The organism is Methanosarcina sp. Kolksee (assembly GCF_000969945.1).
In the GTDB taxonomy this organism is placed as follows: domain Archaea; phylum Halobacteriota; class Methanosarcinia; order Methanosarcinales; family Methanosarcinaceae; genus Methanosarcina; species Methanosarcina vacuolata.
This window is the reverse complement of sequence record NZ_CP009524.1, coordinates 1,723,596-1,744,286: the sequence shown is the minus strand read 5'-3', so window position 1 is coordinate 1,744,286 and position 20,691 is coordinate 1,723,596. Positions and strand designations below refer to the sequence as shown.

The 20,691-nt window shown below is 40.0% G+C and carries 19 protein-coding genes; 11 read left to right on the top strand and 8 right to left on the bottom strand.

All coding sequences use genetic code 11. The annotated features are described in order from the left end of the window. The first annotated feature begins 120 nt into the window (after nt 1–120). The 4 genes from thiI (at nt 121) to MSKOL_RS07195 (ending at nt 5,035) form a co-directional block, all read left to right on the top strand. The gene (thiI, locus tag MSKOL_RS07210) at nt 121–1,413 is read left to right on the top strand and encodes a tRNA uracil 4-sulfurtransferase ThiI (protein ID WP_082091061.1); all 1,293 of its coding nucleotides are present in this window, start codon (nt 121–123) and stop codon (nt 1,411–1,413) included. A gap of 1,154 nt (nt 1,414–2,567) precedes the next feature. Beyond that, a complete protein-coding gene (locus MSKOL_RS07205; protein ID WP_048154774.1) occupies nt 2,568–2,984 on the top strand; it encodes a DMT family transporter in 417 nt (138 codons plus the stop codon). After that, complete coding sequence (locus tag MSKOL_RS07200; protein ID WP_048154771.1) at nt 2,981–3,547, top strand: DMT family transporter; 567 nt, start codon at nt 2,981–2,983, stop codon at nt 3,545–3,547. The genes MSKOL_RS07205 and MSKOL_RS07200 overlap by 4 nt, the downstream gene beginning before the upstream one ends. Before the next feature lie 372 nt (nt 3,548–3,919). After that, entirely contained in the window at nt 3,920–5,035 is a 1,116-nt protein-coding gene (locus MSKOL_RS07195) for an acyltransferase family protein (RefSeq protein WP_048154768.1), read from the top strand. A gap of 126 nt (nt 5,036–5,161) precedes the next feature. Here MSKOL_RS07195 and MSKOL_RS07190 read toward each other — a convergent pair whose 3' ends face one another. The 3 genes from MSKOL_RS07190 to MSKOL_RS07180 all read right to left on the bottom strand — a co-directional run bounded on the left by MSKOL_RS07190 (nt 5,162) and on the right by MSKOL_RS07180 (nt 9,591). Then, complete coding sequence (locus MSKOL_RS07190; protein ID WP_048158215.1) at nt 5,162–6,655, bottom strand: lipopolysaccharide biosynthesis protein; 1,494 nt, start codon at nt 6,653–6,655, stop codon at nt 5,162–5,164. 1,359 nt (nt 6,656–8,014) lie between these two features. Further along, the gene (locus MSKOL_RS07185; RefSeq protein WP_048154765.1) at nt 8,015–8,281 is read right to left on the bottom strand and encodes a hypothetical protein; all 267 of its coding nucleotides are present in this window, start codon (nt 8,279–8,281) and stop codon (nt 8,015–8,017) included. A 194-nt stretch (nt 8,282–8,475) separates the two neighbouring features. Further along, entirely contained in the window at nt 8,476–9,591 is a 1,116-nt protein-coding gene (locus MSKOL_RS07180) for an ABC transporter substrate-binding protein (protein WP_052725374.1), read from the bottom strand. Between the two features lie 616 nt (nt 9,592–10,207). On the opposite strand from MSKOL_RS07180, the gene MSKOL_RS07175 reads away from it, so the two are divergent. Continuing rightward, a complete protein-coding gene (locus MSKOL_RS07175; RefSeq protein WP_197078852.1) occupies nt 10,208–11,011 on the top strand; it encodes an ABC transporter ATP-binding protein in 804 nt (267 codons plus the stop codon). Beyond that, a complete protein-coding gene (locus MSKOL_RS07170) occupies nt 11,011–12,018 on the top strand; it encodes an ABC transporter permease (protein ID WP_197078851.1) in 1,008 nt (335 codons plus the stop codon). The genes MSKOL_RS07175 and MSKOL_RS07170 overlap by 1 nt, the downstream gene beginning before the upstream one ends. A gap of 291 nt (nt 12,019–12,309) precedes the next feature. On the opposite strand, the gene MSKOL_RS07165 is transcribed toward MSKOL_RS07170, so the two are convergent. From MSKOL_RS07165 to MSKOL_RS07155, 3 genes are all read right to left on the bottom strand, one after another. Continuing rightward, nucleotides 12,310–12,699, bottom strand: coding sequence for a DUF1894 domain-containing protein (locus MSKOL_RS07165; protein WP_048154760.1), 390 nt, complete (start codon nt 12,697–12,699; stop codon nt 12,310–12,312). Beyond that, the gene (locus tag MSKOL_RS07160) at nt 12,696–13,139 is read right to left on the bottom strand and encodes a DUF1890 domain-containing protein (RefSeq protein WP_231592527.1); all 444 of its coding nucleotides are present in this window, start codon (nt 13,137–13,139) and stop codon (nt 12,696–12,698) included. Before MSKOL_RS07160 ends, MSKOL_RS07165 begins: the two co-directional genes overlap by 4 nt. A gap of 150 nt (nt 13,140–13,289) precedes the next feature. Beyond that, entirely contained in the window at nt 13,290–13,568 is a 279-nt protein-coding gene (locus MSKOL_RS07155) for a MoaD/ThiS family protein (protein ID WP_048119839.1), read from the bottom strand. Between the two features lie 167 nt (nt 13,569–13,735). Between MSKOL_RS07155 and larE the strand changes: the two genes are divergently transcribed. The 5 genes from larE (at nt 13,736) to thiE (ending at nt 18,470) form a co-directional block, all read left to right on the top strand. Then, nucleotides 13,736–14,560: an ATP-dependent sacrificial sulfur transferase LarE gene (gene larE, locus MSKOL_RS07150; protein ID WP_231592526.1), complete on the top strand. Its 825-nt coding sequence runs from the start codon at nt 13,736–13,738 to the stop codon at nt 14,558–14,560. Continuing rightward, nucleotides 14,557–15,738 (top strand): aminotransferase class V-fold PLP-dependent enzyme, encoded by a 1,182-nt coding sequence (locus MSKOL_RS07145; protein WP_048154753.1) that lies wholly within the window; start codon nt 14,557–14,559, stop codon nt 15,736–15,738. Before larE ends, MSKOL_RS07145 begins: the two co-directional genes overlap by 4 nt. Before the next feature lie 13 nt (nt 15,739–15,751). Continuing rightward, nucleotides 15,752–16,690: a formate dehydrogenase accessory sulfurtransferase FdhD gene (fdhD, locus tag MSKOL_RS07140; RefSeq protein WP_048154750.1), complete on the top strand. Its 939-nt coding sequence runs from the start codon at nt 15,752–15,754 to the stop codon at nt 16,688–16,690. A gap of 104 nt (nt 16,691–16,794) precedes the next feature. Continuing rightward, nucleotides 16,795–17,580: a hydroxyethylthiazole kinase gene (gene thiM, locus MSKOL_RS07135; protein ID WP_048154747.1), complete on the top strand. Its 786-nt coding sequence runs from the start codon at nt 16,795–16,797 to the stop codon at nt 17,578–17,580. A gap of 218 nt (nt 17,581–17,798) precedes the next feature. Further along, entirely contained in the window at nt 17,799–18,470 is a 672-nt protein-coding gene (thiE, locus tag MSKOL_RS07130) for a thiamine phosphate synthase (protein ID WP_048154744.1), read from the top strand. Between the two features lie 205 nt (nt 18,471–18,675). On the opposite strand, the gene cysE is transcribed toward thiE, so the two are convergent. Then, nucleotides 18,676–19,620: a serine O-acetyltransferase gene (gene cysE, locus MSKOL_RS07125; protein ID WP_048154740.1), complete on the bottom strand. Its 945-nt coding sequence runs from the start codon at nt 19,618–19,620 to the stop codon at nt 18,676–18,678. Nucleotides 19,621–19,719: 99 nt separating this feature from the next. After that, nucleotides 19,720–20,646, bottom strand: coding sequence for a cysteine synthase A (gene cysK, locus MSKOL_RS07120; RefSeq protein WP_048119826.1), 927 nt, complete (start codon nt 20,644–20,646; stop codon nt 19,720–19,722). Nucleotides 20,647–20,691: the final 45 nt, after the last annotated feature.

Sequence of the window (20,691 nt, the reverse complement as noted above, 5' to 3'; positions counted from 1 at the left end):
TTAGAGACTTATGTTAGAAATTCCTGGATCAGCGTGATATCAGTTACCACAACTGAATAATTGTTTTATATTTTGAAATTCTGGATTTTTGGGCTATTTATTTAACGGCTGGTAATTTTCATGGTTAAAGAAAAAATTGAATCTCGCATTCGTACTCATCAGGAAAATAAACACACTCCAGATAATGATACAAGAAAACTGGATTTTTCGGATTCAGAATTCTCTTGTTCCGAGTATGGAATTAAGACAGAAGTAGTTATAGTCCGGTATGGTGAACTCGCTCTTAAAAGTACCGGAGTCCGAAATTGGTACGAGAAAATCCTTATGAGGAACATTGCCGCAATGCTTGACTCAAGAAACATTCCCTATTCTCAGATCCGGCGGGAATGGGGCAGGATCTTTATCGAGAGTGCGGATCCATGTGCAGCCGAAGCCGCATCTGATGTTTTTGGGATTGTCTCAACGTCTCCTGCATTGACAGCAGAGCCTACTCTTGAGAGTGCAGCCAGTGTATGTGCTGCCCTCGCCAGGGATCTTGTTTTAGAAGGAGAGTCTTTTGCTATCAGAGCCCGAAGAAGTGGAAACCATACTTTTTCTTCGGCAGACATAGGGAAAAACTGTGGGGATGCTGTTTGGAATGAACTGGAAAAAGAAGGAAAACATCCCAGAGTTAACCTGAGTTCTCCTGATAAGGAAATTTTTGTTGAAATGAGGCAGAACCTGGCTTACGTCTATCTAAAAACATTTAAAGGAGTAGGGGGTCTTCCTCTCGGCACGCAGGGTAGTATGGTAGTTTTAATGTCTGGCGGGCTTGACTCTCCTGTTGCAGCATGGCTTATGATGAAGCGTGGCGTAATGATTACACCTGTTTATTGCAGTAACTCTCCTTATGCAGAAGACGCGGCAAGAGAGCGTGCTTTTGACTGCATCCGGCAGCTCCAAAAATGGGCTCCAGGACATCAGTTTACGACTTATGAAATTCCTCACGGTCCCAATCTCAAGGCTTTTATAGACATTTGCAACCGAAAAAATACCTGTCTTCTCTGCAAACGCATGATGTACAGGGAAGCCTATGAGGTTATGATAAAAGAAGGTGCAAACGGAATTATCACCGGTTCTTCCCTGGGACAGGTAGCTTCCCAGACTGCTGCAAATATGTATGCTGAAATCTATCAGCTTGCTATCCCGATTTATCACCCTTTGATTGCGTTAGACAAAACTGAAATCATGGATATTACCCGCAAGATTGGGACCTACGATATCTCCAATAGATCAGCAGGTAGCTGTACTGCTGTCCCCGAGCGTCCTGAAATAGGGGCAAAATACGACCTTATCGTACTTGAGGAAAGAAAAATGGATATCGAGACTATGGTTTCCAATGCTATGAAAGGAGCAAAAACGTTTAAGCTCTGAGAAACACTCTAATTCTTCTGACTCGTACAGTGTTATTTGCTCTCTTGTACTGTTTTCTAGACAAAGAAAAGCATTTCGGGCCAGAGGGTGTTTACTATAGTATCCGCTTTATCTTTCCGCTTTCTATTAATGAGCTGGTTTCAAAATCCCGACAATTCATGTTTTTGACCACAAATAGGTATTTCATTTAGTCCTATTGCTTTTGATTCTCTACTCCAAAGTATTGATTCAGAAGGATGGAAGGTAGTTTTGAAACAAGCTCAATATTAACATGAATTTATCTGTTACTTTTTTCTTGCGTGGCTTTTTTATTATTTTCTATTTTCATATATTATTTTTCTATTATTCACTGCTGGCAAAGTGATTTTTTACCTGATGAACAGTGAAGATTTTTCAGGCGCATTTTGCCCAAAAAATGATGTTTAAATATTAATAAATGTTATTATATATCATAAGTTCACTATTGTGAATCCACTGATACCAGCGGATCATGAGCTCATAATCTGCGATGTTCGCTCAAGTGTTAAATTCACAATTTGGACAAAACACTGCTGAGACAGCATATGGCTATGCAGCGATTCATGTCCGTTTAGTTAATTTCGATTCTAGGCCATCGCTTAGAGGTTTTTCTATGTCTTTACAAAACGCTTATAATATAAACTTGAAAATTCGATTAATGTTTATCAAATCGGTGTACTCAATTGTATACTTTTTGATAAAGTAACTTAAACTGTGTGGTTACATACTAACTGAGAGTTAAAGAGAAGAGATGAATTTAATGAATTATATAAGAAAAAGTTGTCGATCTGCGGGAATGAATTTGTAATCATAGAGATCGCGTAAATACTATACGAGCCCGATGCGACCTATAAATAAAGAATTCAGAACGCTTGGTATAAGTAGTTTCAAATGATGGCTCTTTCTCTTGTGACCATCGAATCATTTCTTGATGAGCTCATCCCAAAACCAATTTTATCCCCTAATCCGTAAAGTTTCAAAATTATTTTCGTTATCGAGAAATCTACTGATTATTTTTGAATCTGGATTATGGGAATTGATGTTGAGTTTTGGGATGAGCTCGATATTTATAGGCTCTTCGTGGTTTTGTGTGGATATCCTCATAATATTCTCATAAAAACCAATGCGGTCTTGAATTGAAAATCATCTTATCCATAGGAAATGACGAGGAGCCTATTTTTGAAAAACAGATGATTTTTTTAAAAGGCAAGAGCCTTTCATGGCTCATTGCCAGCCTGATAATTATTAATGTATTCTGGGGAGCCTCCGGTGTTGCTGTTAAGGAAGCATATGCCCAGCTTGATACTCTGGATATTGTTACGCTCAGGTTCTTCCTGTCAACGCCAATGATAATCGCAGCAACTTTATTATTGAAGGGTAAAAAAGGGCTTTCAATTGATTTAAAGGATATACCATATATGGCATTCCTTGCTACGATAGGTATCTCAGCAGCACTTTTCTTTCAAGCGTGGTCGCTGGAACATACAACAGTTACCAATTTTACTATAATCTCCAGCTTATCAACTTTTGCGGTAAGTTACTATCTCTTGTGATTCTGGGAGAAAAGCCTTCAAAGGATAAAGTGATAGGAGCTGTCATTGCATTTATAGGACTTGCATTAATAACTACAAATGGCAGATTTGAGCTGTCAGCGCAATTTAAAGGTGATATTATTGCTCTGACATCGGCTTTTTTTTGGGCATTATATACTGTCATGGATAAGAAAATAAGCGAAAAATATTCCGCTCTTACAGTATTGAGCTATGTTTTTCTGTTTGCATCTCTAGAGTTCATGCCTTTCTACCTGATGTCTCCGCATACTTCCCTACTTGAATTTACACCGATTACCTGGGTATCTCTGGGATTCCTGACAATATGCTGTTCCATGATCGCCTTTTTGGTGTATAATCTCAGCCTGGATAAATTATCGGCTTCAACAGCGGCCATGACAATTTATATTACTCCACTTTCAGGGGTTTTTCTTGGGGCTATATTACTTGGAGAATCTTTTACAGTGTATACGCTTCTCGGAAGTATCCTGATTATCGGTGGGCTTTATAAAGCAGAAAGCAAGAGTATCTCTACATCCAGGCAGTCAGTACCACTCGATACTTAAGGTTTCTTTGTTTAGATATACTAACCTGAGTTGTTTATGTGCTCCTACGTTTTTGTAGTGGAAAGCGGAAGAAACACTTCATTTAATATCTTTTTTATAATAATTGAACAATTTTTGATTTTTACAAAGCCATTTTTTGTTTATATAAATTTATTATATATGGAATGCCTGGAGCATTATTATTTCAGTCTCCTTCAAAAATTGTAAGCTTTCTAAAGCTCAGTTGCACATTCGCTCTCTTTTTATTTAAATGCCCTGATATTTAAAATCAAAAAATATCATACGTAGGAGTTAGCTTTCCTCAAAGACCACATTATTAAAAATTTGGGCTAAACTTTTTATTATTTAACGCTGTTAACTTTGTAGATTAATATGAGACTTTATTGGATTGACACTTTAAAAGGAATTGGAATTATACTTGTGGTGCTTGCACACTATAGTCTACCGATAGCACTTGACACTTACATATTTTCATTCCATATGCCGCTCTTCTTTTTTATTTCAGGATTTCTATTTGACTTTAGTAAATACACAGAATCAGCTTCATATTTTGTGAAAGGAAGATTCAAGTCACTTATTGTGCCTTATTTCTGTTTTGCAGTAATAACCTGTATTTTTTATTTTTTGCTGGATGAACTGTACACACCAGGAATCCCAAGTATTGAGTTTTTTGAAAACAACATAATTCATGGAATTTCTCACATTCTTGTTGCATTCGGTCCTGCTATTTCTTATAATCCACCCCTATGGTTCTTAACCTGTCTTTTCGTAACTGAACTTCTTTTTTATGGACTGGCAAAGAATTACTATGGAGAGCCAAAAAAACTTGTACTCTGGCTTATTCTAGCCGGAGTAATCGGATACCTTTATTCGGTTTATGTGCCTTTCAGGATACCCTGGAATGTAGATGTAGCGCTGGCTGCAATAGTCTTTTATGGAGCTGGAAACCTATTCAGAAGACTTACAGAACCAGAATCAAAAGCAAGTTTCAGCTTGAAATTAGATTCAGAATTTATAGAGAAGTTTTCCAGAGTCGAGAAATATCTACCTATTATTGCTGTTTTTTTGAGCTTGCTATATCTGGGATACCTTCTGAAGTTTCCAACAGATGACAAAGTTAACATGAACGTTTTGAAATATGAAGACTTCTTTTCGTTTTACCTGTTTGCTTTCACAGGAATATTTACCTTTGTCTACCTGTCCAAGAGAGTGGGGAACTCAAAGGTGATTGAATATTATGGAAGAAATAGTCTGATAGTACTCGCACTTCATTTTCCTTTGAAAGATGTACTGACAAAGCTTGTAATTATCATTTTAGGTGTTGAGGCTGAATATATCCATTACAATGCTGGGTATGCGCTGGGATTAACTTTCATGAGCCTGACCATCTTAGCGCCTGTTATCTATGTTATCAACAATTATTTTCCCTTTATACTGGGGAAAAAAGGCTCATGCAAAGGTTTTGAGGGTATAAAAGCACACTTATGAAAGTATGTAAATTAGATCTTGGTCAAAGTTGATAAAAATCCAACTATAGTATCTGGAGGGCTAAAACCCCGTTACTTTAGCACGGGGATACAGCCAGCGCAACTTTGATTGTTTTGAGCCAGCTCATCAGGTTCGAAGTTCTTTCAGTATTTTTTTCACATTTGTATCGGTTTTCAAAATATACAGGTAATATATACCGATAATCACGCCGGAAAAGGCAACAAGCAGAATAGGGTTTGTTTCTCTTATTTTCAGGGCAATAAGGATAATTCCTGCAGGGACAAAAAGAATAAAATTTGAGAACACGATTTTTAGGGCTCTTGAAATCTCTACTCCGGAATAAGACATCATCTTCAGGCAAAGGTAACCGTATACCACAATTCCTGATATTGAAAAAAGAATAAGTGCTGTACGTGCACTTCCGAGCAGACCACCTATAATAAGTGAAAGAAAACGTGTAGCCAGGTTAAAAAAATTGTAACGGAAACCAAAATCATACTCTTCGACTACAAGATATATTCCGGTTAGTGGAGATGAGATAAACCAGACAAAGGCCCAAAACCCAAGGATCTGGGTATAAACCCCTGCTTCTGCCCAGGCTTTTCCGAAAATCACAGTAAAAACATCGCCTCCTACAATTGTCAGGACTAATATCGGAAACATACCTATTATTACAAGAACTTTAAATACGTTTTCTACAAGTCCCGGGAGAGTTCCCCTGGATGAGGCTCTTGATGCCCTCTGGAAAAATACCTGAGAAATAGAATTGCCAATTAAACTCATTGGCATCTGAAGAAGCCGAAATCCAAGGGAATAAAAACCAACGATTGAAGGAGAAAAAAAGGCTGCAAGAAGGAAAGCTGGAAGTTGCCAGGAAATCGAATTCATAAGGGCGGAAAATGAATCTACAAGTGGAAATTTTCTATACTTTTTAAGTACTTCACACATTTTCTTCCAGTCAAGGCTTTTTCTGATCAGGTTTCGATCATCTCTCCAAATCTGCCCTGCAAGTATAAATGTTGCGACAGATTGTCCAGTAAGACTGCCGGTTATTAGGCCAGTTGGGCTCTTTTTTTCAATTAATCCTATAATTATCTGTGTTGCAGTAGTCGAAATAGAACTAGAGATTCTTGAAAAGGACAATCTTCTGAAGAGTCTAGTCCTTGAATTCCAGCCATTCAAGGCAAAAAATATTCCGTTTACAAGAACAAATGGGGGTACAAGCCAGAGGTAATCTCCTATTTGAGGAGAATTCGAGATACTTATTATAGGCTCTTTAAAGAACCACATTACTCCCATGGTTAAGACAGTCATAACTCCTATTGCAAGAAAACTTACTCCTAGGAGGTTTACGGCATCCTCATCCAATTCAGGCAACATTATGGAGTGCTCATATCGCATGCATATTATAACGCTGATAACGCTGACAATAGAACTATACAGAGCCCATACCCCAAAATTTTCAGGCTGGTATAAGCGGGTTAAAACAGGAACTGATAGAATAGTAATAATTTGAGCAAAGGTTGTCCCGCCTGTAAGTGTCAGTACATCAAAAGCAAAGCTTTTATTCTTGCTATTATCAAATCGTTTCTCTGCTGCATTTACTGCCATCTCATCCATATCCATGCTTTAAACGAAGTTTCCTTTTTAGTTTAACTTAGGTACTTTTTTAATAGGTAATTCAATTTACAAAGTTATATTGTTAACGGTGTTACCGACGTGCATGCAGGATATAAAATCCGGAAAAGCGCAAAGACTTAATAGTGAGTTCTCATAAGCTTTCCTACTTGCGCTGTTTTGACTCATTTTTGCGCATTTTTCCCAAAAATAAATTGAAGAAGATCCAAACCGCATTAGGAAAGGGATATATTAACAGGAGGGAAATTTCGAGCACTGAAGCTTAGACTTTTAGCGTGGGCTTCGAAAATGGACTAAAAAGAGAAAAAATACAAGGTGTATATACTGCTCAGCTATTAAGAAAACCTTAAAAAAGCAAAGAACCGGCATATAGCAGTCTTTCTATTTTGGTTCGGATTTAAATGCCAATTCAATCTCTTATTTCTGCAGAAGAATCTCTAAGCTAAGACCCGGACTCGAACCGGGATAAATGGATCTGCAATCCACTGCGTAGCCTTTCTGCCATCTCAGCATTTCTTTTCAAGTTCTTTGATTTTTGAGTCTTTAATTTCAATTTATACCCCGCATCCTGCAAAAATTCGCAATTAAGTTTCTTTTCCAATTTATCTGGTATTTTTCTGTTAGAGTTGTCTGGTATTTTTCTGTTAGAGTTATCTGGTATTTTTCTGTTAAAGAGTAGTGTGATTTTTTCGTTAGTATAAAATAATGTTGGAAATTGATATTTTTACGAATTTCTGTGGATGGGGATTGTATAAGTTATAGTATTCTGTTCGATATGTACTGGAATTTTATATTAATGCATTCTGGGTTATACAAACAGTTGCGTGTTGATTTTTACAATTGAGGTTTTTGTATCTAGCCAATGCATATTCTAAATTGCCAAACTGTCCTTACAGCTTTCAAGTTAACAATTTGTTGTGCATCTACTTAGTGTCGAGTCAATCATCAAAGATTCAATAATTACGAATAATTGCAATTGATTTTATACGACATTTTGTTGTTGACTCAACACTAGATTTGAACCTCTTTTCAAAGGTAAATATCACCTCTCTGATCTTTCTTCAATCTCCGAATGTTCAGGTTGTAGAGTGAAATTGGTCTGCAATTCTATAGCCTTTTATCACTCTACAAGCACTAATTCACAATTGTGAATTTCCAATTTACAATACTCATTGTTAATATTAAAACCCATTTTTTACGGCAAAAAGTGCCTATACTACCTTCAAGCAAACTATTAAACTCGGTACCAATTTTCTCAGAAAGTTATTAGAAAGCTAAACTTTGCTCATAAATTGGAACACAAAAGAGTCTCGATATTACCAGTGAATATTTATTCAAAGGTCAAAACTCAATCCCGGTCATCGAGTCACCTTTTGAGAGCTCGTAACATTCCTGAGAGTTTCTATCATATGTAGAATAACTTGTATTATCCGAAATGTTCATGGAAGTATTATCAAAACCACTGCAGCAATCATCAAAAGGCAGAGTATAGGAGTCCTGTAATTTCTTCGAATCCGATAAGCTATCGGGTTTTAGTAGCACTGAAAAGATGACTGCAAGCACAAAAATAGCACACAGACACCCGATAAGCAGATATTTTTTGTCCATAAGTTCCTCAGCAATATTCTCGGGTAGTATAATCAAAAATCAAAACAAAACCAATAATTATTTTAAGCTTGATACGAAAAATCAGTGTCAGTAATCTGAGAATATTAATACTTCTCAAGATTACGACTATGGATTCACCTATTTAGATTTCTCTTATAAACAATGCTTTGTTTGACTTTACCTGATTATTACGATCACTCATTCATTTTCTTATATTCCGGTAGAAGATTCTGATAAAACTGATCATCCGGATTTTCCTTGATCAACTCATCAAGTGCCTGCTTGTACACCGTACTATCTATATGGTCTTCCACCTTGACATCCGTATCAATGTACCCGCTGTCCTTCATTTGCTGATAATACTCCACCACACCTTTTTCATTGGGGTCAGGGGATGCATAGAAATAGTTATTCCAAGTTGACTGGCGGATTGTTTCTTTGTCGACATTGACATATTTCTGAATATCATCGACTGACTCATTTTGATTTTCGCTGAAAAACTTATATGCTTTGATAAGACCCTTTTCAAACTTCACATAAGTATCTCTGTCTTCATTCAAGGTCCCGGTCTTCAGTACAATCCGACAGCATGGGTGGTTATCATAGTATTGATATGAATATGAAGCTATAGCAAGTCCCTGTTTTTGTGCGAGTATTTCATATGGGATCCACACTATTCCGCCATCCGTTTTTCCACTTTCAACTGCCTCAAGTATTGCTGCAGGTGAACTTAATTCTTGAAAAGTTACATCCTTTTTCCAGTCTACACCTGCCCTTGACAATGCAGCCCGGTAGACAGTGTCTCCACTGGACATCGCAATTGTCGCAATTTTTTTACCTTTCCAGTTCTTAAGATCTGCAAGAGTTTTTGCATTCTCAGGCTTTGCCACTACAAGCTGACCCTCGCTCATCAGGCCGCCGATTATCGTAATAGCTGCTCCCTTTGCAATAAAAGTAGCAGGAGCACCCGTGCCAGCTCCCACTGTATCGATTTTGTCAGCAAACAATGAATTATAGGCATCTGGGCCTTTTGCGAACTGGTAAAGTTCCACATTTAAGCCTTCGTCAGTCCAGAAACCTTCTTCCTTTGCTATAAAGATAAGCGCGCCCCCGTTTGAAGGCAGATATCCGTGCCTTACTGTCTTGGGCCCGGAAGTTGAGGCATTAACACTCTGTTCTGTAGGAGCTGAGGTGTTCACATTTTGTGAATCGTCCGAGTCCGAAGAGCCTCCATGGTTCTGCAGAGTTACACAACCGCTTGCAAACACAATAAAAGCAAGAAATATCCCAAATAAATATTTTTTATCCATAATTCCTCCATTGATGATTTTTTAGCTAGTACCAAAAACTACCATTGGAGGCTTAATAACAGTGATAAGGGATTTATAAATCTATTTTTGAGTAAAAATGACCTCTAATTGTACATAAACAATTTAATTCAGGTAAAATTGTCTCATTTCGTCAGTTTTTTCCTACTATAAAGCTACTTTTGCCGCAAAAAGCTCAAAATCGAGATTTTTCTGTCAATAATGGCTTGATTCTGAGTATATAAATCCCTTGTTTTCGTGCTATATCATATTATCTTCGGTTAATGAAGAGTCATAACCCTTGTTTCACATCCAGAATAGTTTCCTGAAATTTCACAGATTATTCATCAGGACATTCATGAAATTTCTCCGGTCACTGAGCTGGAATCGTATACAATCTCGGGTTATGAGAATAAAATAAGCAAAAAGTAAGAGGCAAACTCAGATGCAAAAGCGACAGCTTTCAGTCAAGATTATCTCTTAATCTACGACCTGAGGCAATATATGGTGTGACATATGAATTATAAATCAAACCAATATCTGGAAAAAGGTTCACATAAGATTTCCTCCCCTTCCTACTTTAAATTTTTATGGAGGGATAAAAACGGCGACAATTGATTTGAAGAATATCTCACTTACCTATGGAAATAACGGCGAGGGCCATAAAGCCCTCTCTGATGTTAACCTGAGCATAGGAAATGGAGAGTTCACTTCTCTAATTGGCCCTTCAGGCTGTGGAAAAAGTACGATTATTGATGTGGTCTCAGGACTGCGTTTACCATCCGAAGGTTCTGTCTTCATAGATGGGGCCCGTGTAAAGGGACCGGGAACCGACCGAGGTACCGTATTTCAAGATTACTCTCTCTTTCCCTGGATGACTACATTTGAAAATATCTGCTTTGCGATTGAACATGCAAAAAATGCTGGGGAACGAAAAGAAATAGAAAAAACGGCACAGAAGTTTCTTGAGCTTGTAGGGCTTGGAAAATTCAAGGATGCATATCCCGGCACCCTTTCAGGTGGGATGAAACAGAGAGCTTCAATTGCCAGGATGTTCTCTATGGACCCAAAGGTCTTCCTTATGGATGAACCCTTCGGAGCTCTTGATTCCCTCAACAGGATATATATGCAGGACCTTCTTTTGCACCTCTGGTCCGAAGGAGAACAGCGTAAAACAGTCCTTTTCGTCACGCATGATATAGACGAGGCACTTTTGCTTTCAGACAGAGTTGCTATCATGACACCTTCTCCCGGGCGTATAAAAGAAATAATCAAAGTCCCGTTCCCCCGGCCAAGGCTCCGTAAGGACCTCAGTATTGATCCCAATTATCTTACTCTAAAATCACACTTGCTTTCGATATTATATGGGGAGACGGTAGAAGAAACCAAAAAGCAGGAAAATGAATTAAAGAGGTTTGTATAATGTCAGAAAATAGCTTCAGCTTAGGCACTATGACTGGAATAGGCAACATAATATCTAACAATATCTTAAGGTCAGTGGCTGTTTTTGTCATTTTGTTTGCTACTGTTATTATGACGGTGGGATTTCCAGATTCACCTGAGCAGGCGGCAAGTGACAACAGGGCATTTGTTGTCTTTCTTCTTCTAATTACACTTATATATGGAGCAAAGCTGTATTTTAACTATGAAAAAATTGTTTCGACTACTGATATATTTCTAATCATTTCCCTGGGGTTATTTCTCTGGGAACTGCTTCTTGGAAAACTCGCGTTACTCGATTCTTTCATCTTTCCCGGTCCTGCGAAGGTTTTCATGGTCTTCCAGACCGATACCCAACAGATGACAGAGGGAATCGCCAGTTCCTTGAGCATACTTTTTTCAGGATATTTTCTTGCTCTTGTCCTTGCAATTCCTATAGGGCTTTATGCCGGCTGGAAAAAAAGGTTGTTTGATGTGGTCTATCCTATTTCAAAAACAGTGTCTCCTATCCCGGCGACTGTATATCTACCTTATTCCATCGTGCTTTTGCCAACCTTCAGAGGATCTTCAATCTTCTTAATTTTCATAGCAGCACTCTGGCCTATCCTTGTCGGTTCTGTTAATGGAGTGTTCTCAATAGATCCCCACCTCATCAATTCTGCCCGCACACTTGGTCTTTCAGACTACCAGATGATAAGGAAAATTCTTCTGCCAGCTGCACTGCCGTCTATATTTTCCGGTGCAATGATAGGATTGATACTTTCATTTATCACCCTGACGGTGGCTGAAATGATTGCGGCGACATCAGGGCTTGGCTGGTATATCGAGTACTATCATCAGTTTGCAAACTATGACAAGGTGATTGCAGGCATGATTCTCATGATAGTGATTGTTATAGGGGTCATGAATATCTTTGACCGTATCCAGAGGCACTTTTTGCGCTGGCACCCAACATATGGAGAAGGGGAGAATTCTGCTTCCTCTCTATAATTATTCAAAAATATTGGCATCCTGGAGGATCTTAATTTAAATGGGACATTCCCCAAATTAATTTGAGATCCTCGTTGTCAATACCATGTCTGCAGCATTAATTGATTTCAAAACTATGAAAGTCTGAAAAAAAAGAAAAAACAAAGCCCAGCCCACACCTAAAAACATGGCTAAAAGAATAAATCAGTTTGATCGGATCCTATTAAACTTGCCTTCTTTCTATATCGAATCTTCTTCTTTCTCTATATTGAAAACTTTTTCTGTTATCTATTTCTGTTATCTTTATTATGGTCAGTTTTCAAGATCTTGTTTTTTCCACATATCCTCATAGCTGGTTAAAGATACCTTGGAAATTTCAGGAGAGTTGCCTTTCTTCACTGAAGCTGTTGCCTTTCCTTTGCCCGCCTCCCTGAGCCGATTAATCTCTTTTATGCTGTCTTCATTGTCTATGCTCAGGACAAAGCTTCCATGGCAGGGCTTTGTATAGGGGAAGACCAGAGCATTGCCTTTTACACCCATCGCAATGGGCGGTATTCCGATTATATAATAATCTTTGAAGATTTTGTATCCGGGAGATACATAGTAAACTTCGTCAGAGTTTTTCTCAATATACTCCCTTGCCTCCTTGAAGCTCGTCTTTTGCAGGTGGATTGTATACTTCATTTGCTCAATACAGCTCATTTGACGATCTCCTCCATTACCTTATCCAGCTTGTTTTTAAGGCGAACAGGATTGTGAACGTCCTGTGCGACGACCTTTTCACAGTCGAACTCTATGGTTTCAGCCAGAGCATCGGCATTCCTGCCAAAGACTATGGAGTACATCCTGGCCTGAGAAATGGAGCTCATGGTCGTTGCATAAGTCATTCCTGCATCGTTATGCATAAAGGCGAAGCACATATCGAAATCCGTTCTTTTTTCAATGACATCTACTATAGTTTTGTCGAGATCTACCAGCTTTTTTACATAATAGCCGTCGGAATCAGACACTTTCAAAAGTTTGCTTGCAGCTGTTGTCCCGGCAACGGTTACATCGAATCCTAATTTAGTCAGCTTATGGGATAAGTACAGGGCAATACTGGTTTGAATTGGGACCTCGGGACACCCCATCATGAGAAGCATTTTTGCACCGGTCATAAAAATTCATCTCTTACACACTTTATCTGTAAAAATGGATTACACATCAATCCTCAAATTGAGATTTTTCAATTAAGATTTCTTTGGAAACTGATATTTTCTTAATATTATTTTTCTAATAATTTTCGCTAAGGATCATCCTCCTGAAACTGGAGAAAGCAGTGTGATTTCGTCTCCTTCTGAAAGTGTAAGAGAATCAATTTCCTCTTCATAAATTCGTGCACCGTTCAGCATTAAAACCAAATTACTGTGCAGATATCCGTTCCTGGAAAAAAGCTGGTCTTCAGACTTTCCGGCTCTTTCGCGAAGGGCTTTAAGAAGTTCCCGCATTGAAATGTCGTTCTGGCATTCAAGAAAGCTGTCTGCTCCTAGAATGTCCTTTATCTGAGCAAAAGTTTTTACTCGAATTTTCATGTTTCCACCGTCAGTACTCACATTTTTGTATCACTTTTTCAATCTGTAATTCTATATTCACTCTCGTTTTCTGGACAAAAAGTATTATTACCAATTATGCCCATTTCAGCATATTCACAATTGTGAATGTTCTTGGAAAATTTAATGTTTCCGGTACAGTCAAAAAAATGAACATAAAAGGTCGGTATTCATCCATGGAAAAAGAAAATGTGCAGGATGCATTGCTCAAAGAACTTGCAGGATTAGAGTGTTTACTTATTTCATATTCAGGAGGAATAGATAGTACTTTGCTTGCATTACTTGCGCAAAAAGTACTTCAGGATAAGGTAAAATGTATACTTTTTGACGCGCCTCTTGTCCCCAGAAGAGCTGTTAAGGAAGCGGAGGAAAACGCACAAAAGTTCGGTATATCCTGCTCTATAATTCCCTTTCCGATTCTGGAAAATGAAAAATTCAGAAAAAACAGCCCCAATCGCTGTTATATCTGTAAAAAACAATCTGCCAGGATATTAAAAGATCAGGCTGAAAAACTGGGAATCTCAAAAATAGCTGATGGAATTAATGCTTCCGATCTCAATGAGTACCGCCCCGGACTTCAGGCAAGCAATGAAGAAGGAATCCTGCATCCTTTTCTCTCGCTTGGGATTCAAAAGAAACAGATAAGGCAACTGGCTCAGGACTGTGACTGTGATTTCTGGAATAAACCGTCATCTTCATGCCTTGCGTCACGAATTCCATATGGGGAAGAAATCACAGTTGAAAAGCTGCAAACTATAGAAAACGCAGAAAATTCGCTGCACGATCTGGGGTTTTCAAATCTGCGGGTAAGGCTTCATGGCAAGATTGCAAGAATCGAGTTAGTGCCTGAAGAGCTTGAAAAAGCAATAAACATGCGAGCTCGAATACTGGAGGTATTGCGGGATTGTGGCTTTTCGTACATTACCCTCGATATTAAAGGATACAGAAGCGGGAGTATGGATGAAGTGTTATGAAGCTCAAAGACTGCATAGCTGACTTCCAAATCCCCAGATACCTTCATTATATGGATAATGCGGCAACGAGCCTTGTTCCCGAGCCTGTAATAGCTGCGATGAACGAATATGACCGGCAATACCGCGCCAATGTTGGAAGAGGAATGCACAGGCTTACAAGGGTTGCAACCCAAAAGTATCAGGACGCACATGATCTGGTCAGCAATTTCATTGGTGGGAAAGAAGGCACTACAGTCTTTACCAAGAATACAACCGAGGCTATCAATATGGTTGCAGCAGGCCTTGACTGGCAGTCAGGAGACCGAATAGTCACAACGATTTTAGAGCATCACTCCAACCTGCTCCCCTGGCTTCGACTGCGTCAGAAAGGCGTTGAACTGGTTGTTATCCGACCAGACGAAGCCGGGATTTTTGATATAGAGGAATTTGAAGAAGCGATTACAGCTAATACAAAACTTGTTGCAGTTAGCCATGCCTCAAACGTACTTGGTACCGTACAGCCTATCCGGGAGATTGCTGACATCTGCAAAACGCAGGGAGCCTATTTTCTGGTTGATGGGGCACAGTCCGTCCCTCATTTTCCTGTAGATGCCCGGCGTATTGGATGCGATTTTTTATGCTTTTCGGGCCACAAGATGCTCGGGCCAACGGGCACTGGCGTTCTGTGGATGAGAGACTCGCTTATTTCTCCTCTCATACTTGGTGGAGGCACAGTCGAGGACGTAACTACTGAGTTTTATTCTCTGACTGGCGGTTATCAGCGATTTGAGGGAGGCACCCCGAACATCTCAGGTGCAATAGGGCTTGGACAGGCGGTAAAATATCTTGAAAACCTGGGGATGGATGCTATCTTCAGGCATGAACAGGAACTGACTGAACGCCTGCTCAAAGGGCTTCCCGATATTGAAAATATTACTATATATGGGCCGCAGGATATGAAAAACAGGATCGGGATTGTCTCTTTTACTATAGATAGAATTCACCCCCACGAAATAGCTTATTTGCTTGACGAAAGAGCCGCAATTCTTGTCCGTTCGGGAGATCACTGCTGTATCCCGTTAATGAAGTCTCTGGGGCTCCAAAACGGCACTGTGAGAGCAAGCTTTTACATGTACAATACTCAGGAGGAGGTTGACCTGCTTCTTGAAACAATTGAAGAAATCGCACGTATCGTGTAAGGAGTATGGTATAATGATGTACAGTATGGTCTCCTGTATAAAATATGATCCCGGATCAATGGTCCCATCGTCTCACGAAGTCGTAATTGAAGTGCCTCTTGCAGTCTTTGTCAACGGCCGCCATGCTTTAACCGCTATGGTAAGCCCGACATTGCTTGAAGAGTTTGTAACAGGACTATTATATACAGAAAGAATTATTCGCAAACTCGAGGATATAGAATCGTTGCACATAGAAGAAAATAGAGAAAGAAACAGAGAGAAAAACAGAGATGAAAACAGGGAGAAAAACAGAGATGAAAACAGAGAAAAAAACAGAGATGAAAACAGAGAAAAAAACAGAGAGAAAAACAGAGAGAAAAACAGAGAGAAAAACAGAGAGAAAAACAGAGAGAATAAAGAAAAAACAGATGATCCCATCACTCTCAGTGCCAGTGTACTGACAAAAGACCCTTTTTCAATCATGCTTTCAGGCAAAACTGTCCTTTCGGGATGTGGAGGCGATACTTCATATTTGGACGCGGGTAGGCTCCCGAAAATCCAGTCGGATATGGTCACTAATGTCTCAACAATTAAAACTACAATGAAAGAAACGCTGGTATCAGATCTGCATACCAGAACAGGCGGCATACATATTATAGGGCTCTTCGGGCCGGAAGGAAAGATTTGCATAATAGAAGATATCGGCAGGCACAATGCCCTTGACAGGGCAATAGGTTACGGACTGAAACATGGTGTGGACTTCTCCAGGACAATTGTGACCTGCTCAGGAAGGATTTCTTCTGAGATGGTAAGAAAATGCCTTATGGCTAATATTCCTATTATCGCATCCAGAGGTGCAACCACTACGCTTGCCATAAGCATGGCAGAGAAAGCCGACCTTACTGTTATCGGCTTTGTCCGGAGCCAGAAAATGAATATTTACACAGGCGTGGAAAGGGTAAGAAATGAGTAACCTATATTGCAGATGATTTCCGGTTACGATAATTTGATATAAATCTCTGGCACAAGTGCCAGTATGCAGATAAATCACTTTTTAAAACGTTTTTGAGGAATTCTATGAACAAACCATTAAAAACAATAAGAGAAACAAAACCACTCATACATCATATAACGAACTGGGTAACTATCTACGACTGCGCAAATATGACAAGAGCTTTCGGTGCGCTGCCTGTAATGGCGCATGCCCCTGAAGAATGCGCTGAAATGACAGGGATTTCATCGGCTCTTGTGCTTAACATCGGAACCCTGACCTCTGAAATAATCGACTCCATGCTTCTCTCTGCTGCCGCTGCAAACGAAAAGAAAATTCCTATTGTGCTTGATGCCGTCGGGGTCGGAGCTACGAAATTCAGAGACGAAATGGCTGCTAAAATCCTTGGTTCTGCCCGTATCGATATTATAAAAGGCAATTACTCGGAAATTGCAAAACTGGCGGGCGAAAGCGCTGAGACTAAAGGAGTTGAGGCAACATCAATTAATGCAGACCCTGTAAAAATTGCAAAGCAATTTGCAAAATTAAGCTCTTCCGTTATCGTGATGACAGGAAAAGAAGATATTATAAGTGACGGAGAAAGAGTTTTTGTTGTTAAGAACGGGCATGAACTCATGGGGTCGATTGTCGGAACAGGATGCATGGCTGCCTCTGTAATAGGTTTGTTTGCCGCAGTTAACCCGAATTACTGCGAGGCGTCCAGAGAAGCATTATGTTACTTTGGAGTTGCAGGAGAACTTGCAGCAAGTAAATCAAACGGGCCAGGAAGTTTCAAGGTTAACCTCTATGATGAAGTGTTCAACCTGTCGGATGAGAAAGTAAAAAGTATGATGAATTTTGAAGAACAGTAAGTTCGGAAGAAAAATGGAAAACAGTAAGTTCGGAAGAGAAAGAGAAGAATCGTAAGTTCGGAAGAAAAAGAGAAGAATCGTAAGTTCGGAAGAGAAAGAGAAGAATCGTGAGTTTGAAAGAGAAAAAGGTAAATTAAGTAAAAAGAACCATAAGTTCAGAAAAATGAGATTATAAAGAACGTTTTTAAAAAACGTGCGTATCGGATGGATTAATCATCATGAACCAGAAAGACTTCAGCTGGAAAAGTTCCCTTTTGAAAGAAATCGACTTCTACCTTGTGACAGATTCCGGACTTTCTAAAAAAGGGACTTTATCCGATGTCAAGGACGCAGTCGAGTCAGGCTGCAGGATTGTTCAGTACCGGGAAAAGGATAAAAGTACGAAAGAAATGGTCGAAGAGGCTTCAGAAATTAAGAGAATCTGCAGTGGCAGGGCAATATTTCTGGTAAATGACAGGATCGATGTTGCTTTAGCCGTTGATGCGGATGGAGTCCATATTGGCCAGGACGATATGCCTGTTGAAACGGCAAGAAAGCTCCTTGGTGAGGATAAAATAATCGGCCTTAGTGTAAATGACAGAGAGGAAGCAGTCCTGGCGGAAAAATCAGGGACTGACTATGTGGGCCTTGGCCCAATATTCGATACTGCTACAAAAAAAGATGCAGGGAAAGGAATAGGTTCACTTAAAATCCGAGAAGTTAAAGATGCAATAAAGCTTCCTGTAGTTGCTATTGGCGGAATAAACAAGGAAAACTGCGAAAGTGTTATTCAGAACGGAGCTGATAGCCTGGTAGCAATTTCTGCAGTTGTGTGCAGTGACGATGTAAAAAGAGAAACTAAGTACTTCATTGATATGATTCAGCGAATCAAAAAGCATGAGAAGGAATGAGAAGGAATGAGAAAGATTTATCCTCCACTCATCTCTATCTCATGTCAAGCTTTCTAAAAAACGCATATGAAATTCTTCTAATCACAGGCACAAAGAAATGAAAGTACTTGGAAGAACTTTCATGCCAAACGCATATGAAATTCTTCTAATCACAGGCACAAAGAAATGAAAGTACTTGGAAGAACTTTCATGCCAAACACGCATTTTAATAGACTATCTGTTTTTTGAATAGATCCCCTTTCCAGGGTTCATCAAGAATATTGACATTAACCTTTTCTATCCCGCCAGCATTCAAGACTTTTCGCCGGATCTGGTCCTTGAGGTACTCAATCATAGGGCAGGCGCTTGTTGTCAATACAAGGTTTATATCTACATTTGATCCTTCGATTATTACTTCCTTTACCAGGCCCAGTTTGACAATATCCATCCCTACTTCAGGGTCGACTATTTCTTTTAGGAGGGAATAAATTTGCTCATCTTTAAGTACTGTTCCTTGTGGAGTTTTCCCGTGTCCGGAAACTAACTCTTCATGCGCCTTAAATTGCTCTTCCAACCTGCTCAACCGGTCAAGCATCTGGCTTATCACTAGAAGTGCTGGATCTGGTAGCTTATTATGATCTAGTGGTCCTGTATATACGGATGTTTCTGGCCCTGTAATCCGCGCAGGGACACCAACTGCAGTAGCTCCTGGTGGAACTGCCCGGATCACAACTGAGCCGGAGCCAATTTTAGCACCTTTTCCAACAGTGATTGGCCCAAGTACTGATGCTCCTGAACCAATAACCACGTCATTTTCAATAGTAGGATGACGTTTTGTCTTTTCCAGAGCTGTCCCGCCTAATACAACTCCCATATATATCAAAACGTCATCGCCTACCTCAGCAGTTTCTCCGATCACCACTCCGGACCCGTGGTCTATGAAAACTCTCCTTCCAAGCTTTGCTCCTGGGTGGATTTCAATACCTGTTAACATCCTGGAAATGTGAGAGAGCAGACGGGCCAGAAAGTAAAAATGTCTCTCCCAGAGCAAATGAGATATCCGATGTATCCAGACAGCATGCAGGCCAGGATAGCAGCAGATTACCTCAAGTGTAGACCTTGCTGCGGGGTCTTTTTTAAAAACGGTCCTGATATCTTCCCTGATTACCATTCGAAATCTTCCGGTATTAATTGTCAAATCAAACGGTCAGCCAGTATCAGACGAATCAGTCAAACTGTTGCTGATAAATTGGTCAAAAGTTGCTGACAATCAGTCAAAGAGGTCGGTGCTCAGATAACGCTCTCCCGTATCCGGTAAAATTACAATAATGGTTTTCCCGCTCATTTCTTCCCTGGCTGCCACCTGAAGTGCAGCATAGGTAGCAGCGCCTGAGGATATGCCTGCAAGGATGCCTTCTTCCTTTGCCAGGCGCCGGGATGTTGCAGCGGCGTTGTCTCCGGTTACTTTGATTACTTCATCAACAAGGTCAAGCTGAAGTACATCAGGAACAAAACCTGCACCTATACCCTGGATTTTATGTGGTCCAGGGCTTCCGCCGCTGAGCACGGGAGATTCGGCAGGCTCGACTGCAATTGCCTTAAAAGCAGATTTCCGTTTTTTAATTATGCTGGCAATGCCTGTGATAGTTCCGCCTGTTCCAACGCCTGCTACAATAGCATCTGCTTTGCCGTCCGTATCTCTCCAGATCTCCTGAGCTGTTGTCAGCTGGTGGATTTCAGGGTTTGCAGGGTTCTGAAATTGCTGAGCTATAAAGTAAAGTTCAGGGTCGTCGGCAGCCATCTGCTCGGCTTTATTGACTGCTCCTTTCATTCCTTCCATTCCGGGGGTTAGAACCAGCTCTGCTCCCAGGGCTGTCAGCAGTTTTCTTCTTTCTACTGTCATTGTTTCAGGCATAACCAGTATGAGATTATAGCCACGGGCAGCACAGACGCATGCAAGTCCTATGCCGGTATTGCCGCTGGTTGCTTCAACAATAGTGGTACCCTTTTTGATTTTACCTGCAAGTTCGGCTTCTTCAACCATTGACAACCCTATTCTGTCCTTCACACTTCCCATAGGATTAAAGGACTCGACTTTAGCTAACACATCCGCATGCAAACCTTCTGTTATGCGGTTTAACCTGACAAGAGGCGTATTACCAATTGTCCAGGTTATATCGGAATATATTCGTCCCATATTATCTATTGTCTCCTTACCTGCGTCTGCCGCGTGCTTGTTTCG

Bases quoted from the DNA above. Each gene is read 5' to 3' on its own strand.
- MSKOL_RS07195 (WP_048154768.1), top strand. From the start codon at position 3,920: ATGAGACTTTATTGGATTGACACTTTAAAAGGAATTGGAATTATACTT.
- larE (WP_231592526.1), top strand. From the start codon at position 13,736: ATGAACATAAAAGGTCGGTATTCATCCATGGAAAAAGAAAATGTGCAG.
- MSKOL_RS07190 (WP_048158215.1), bottom strand. From the start codon at position 6,655: ATGGATGAGATGGCAGTAAATGCAGCAGAGAAACGATTTGATAATAGC.
- MSKOL_RS07170 (WP_197078851.1), top strand. From the start codon at position 11,011: ATGTCAGAAAATAGCTTCAGCTTAGGCACTATGACTGGAATAGGCAAC.
- MSKOL_RS07160 (WP_231592527.1), bottom strand. From the start codon at position 13,139: ATGCTTCTCATGATGGGGTGTCCCGAGGTCCCAATTCAAACCAGTATT.
- thiI (WP_082091061.1), top strand. From the start codon at position 121: ATGGTTAAAGAAAAAATTGAATCTCGCATTCGTACTCATCAGGAAAAT.
- MSKOL_RS07180 (WP_052725374.1), bottom strand. From the start codon at position 9,591: ATGGATAAAAAATATTTATTTGGGATATTTCTTGCTTTTATTGTGTTT.
- MSKOL_RS07185 (WP_048154765.1), bottom strand. From the start codon at position 8,281: ATGGACAAAAAATATCTGCTTATCGGGTGTCTGTGTGCTATTTTTGTG.
- cysK (WP_048119826.1), bottom strand. From the start codon at position 20,646: ATGGGACGAATATATTCCGATATAACCTGGACAATTGGTAATACGCCT.
- thiE (WP_048154744.1), top strand. From the start codon at position 17,799: ATGAACCAGAAAGACTTCAGCTGGAAAAGTTCCCTTTTGAAAGAAATC.
- MSKOL_RS07145 (WP_048154753.1), top strand. From the start codon at position 14,557: ATGAAGCTCAAAGACTGCATAGCTGACTTCCAAATCCCCAGATACCTT.
- thiM (WP_048154747.1), top strand. From the start codon at position 16,795: ATGAACAAACCATTAAAAACAATAAGAGAAACAAAACCACTCATACAT.
- MSKOL_RS07165 (WP_048154760.1), bottom strand. From the start codon at position 12,699: ATGAGCTGTATTGAGCAAATGAAGTATACAATCCACCTGCAAAAGACG.
- MSKOL_RS07155 (WP_048119839.1), bottom strand. From the start codon at position 13,568: ATGAAAATTCGAGTAAAAACTTTTGCTCAGATAAAGGACATTCTAGGA.
- cysE (WP_048154740.1), bottom strand. From the start codon at position 19,620: ATGGTAATCAGGGAAGATATCAGGACCGTTTTTAAAAAAGACCCCGCA.
- fdhD (WP_048154750.1), top strand. From the start codon at position 15,752: ATGATGTACAGTATGGTCTCCTGTATAAAATATGATCCCGGATCAATG.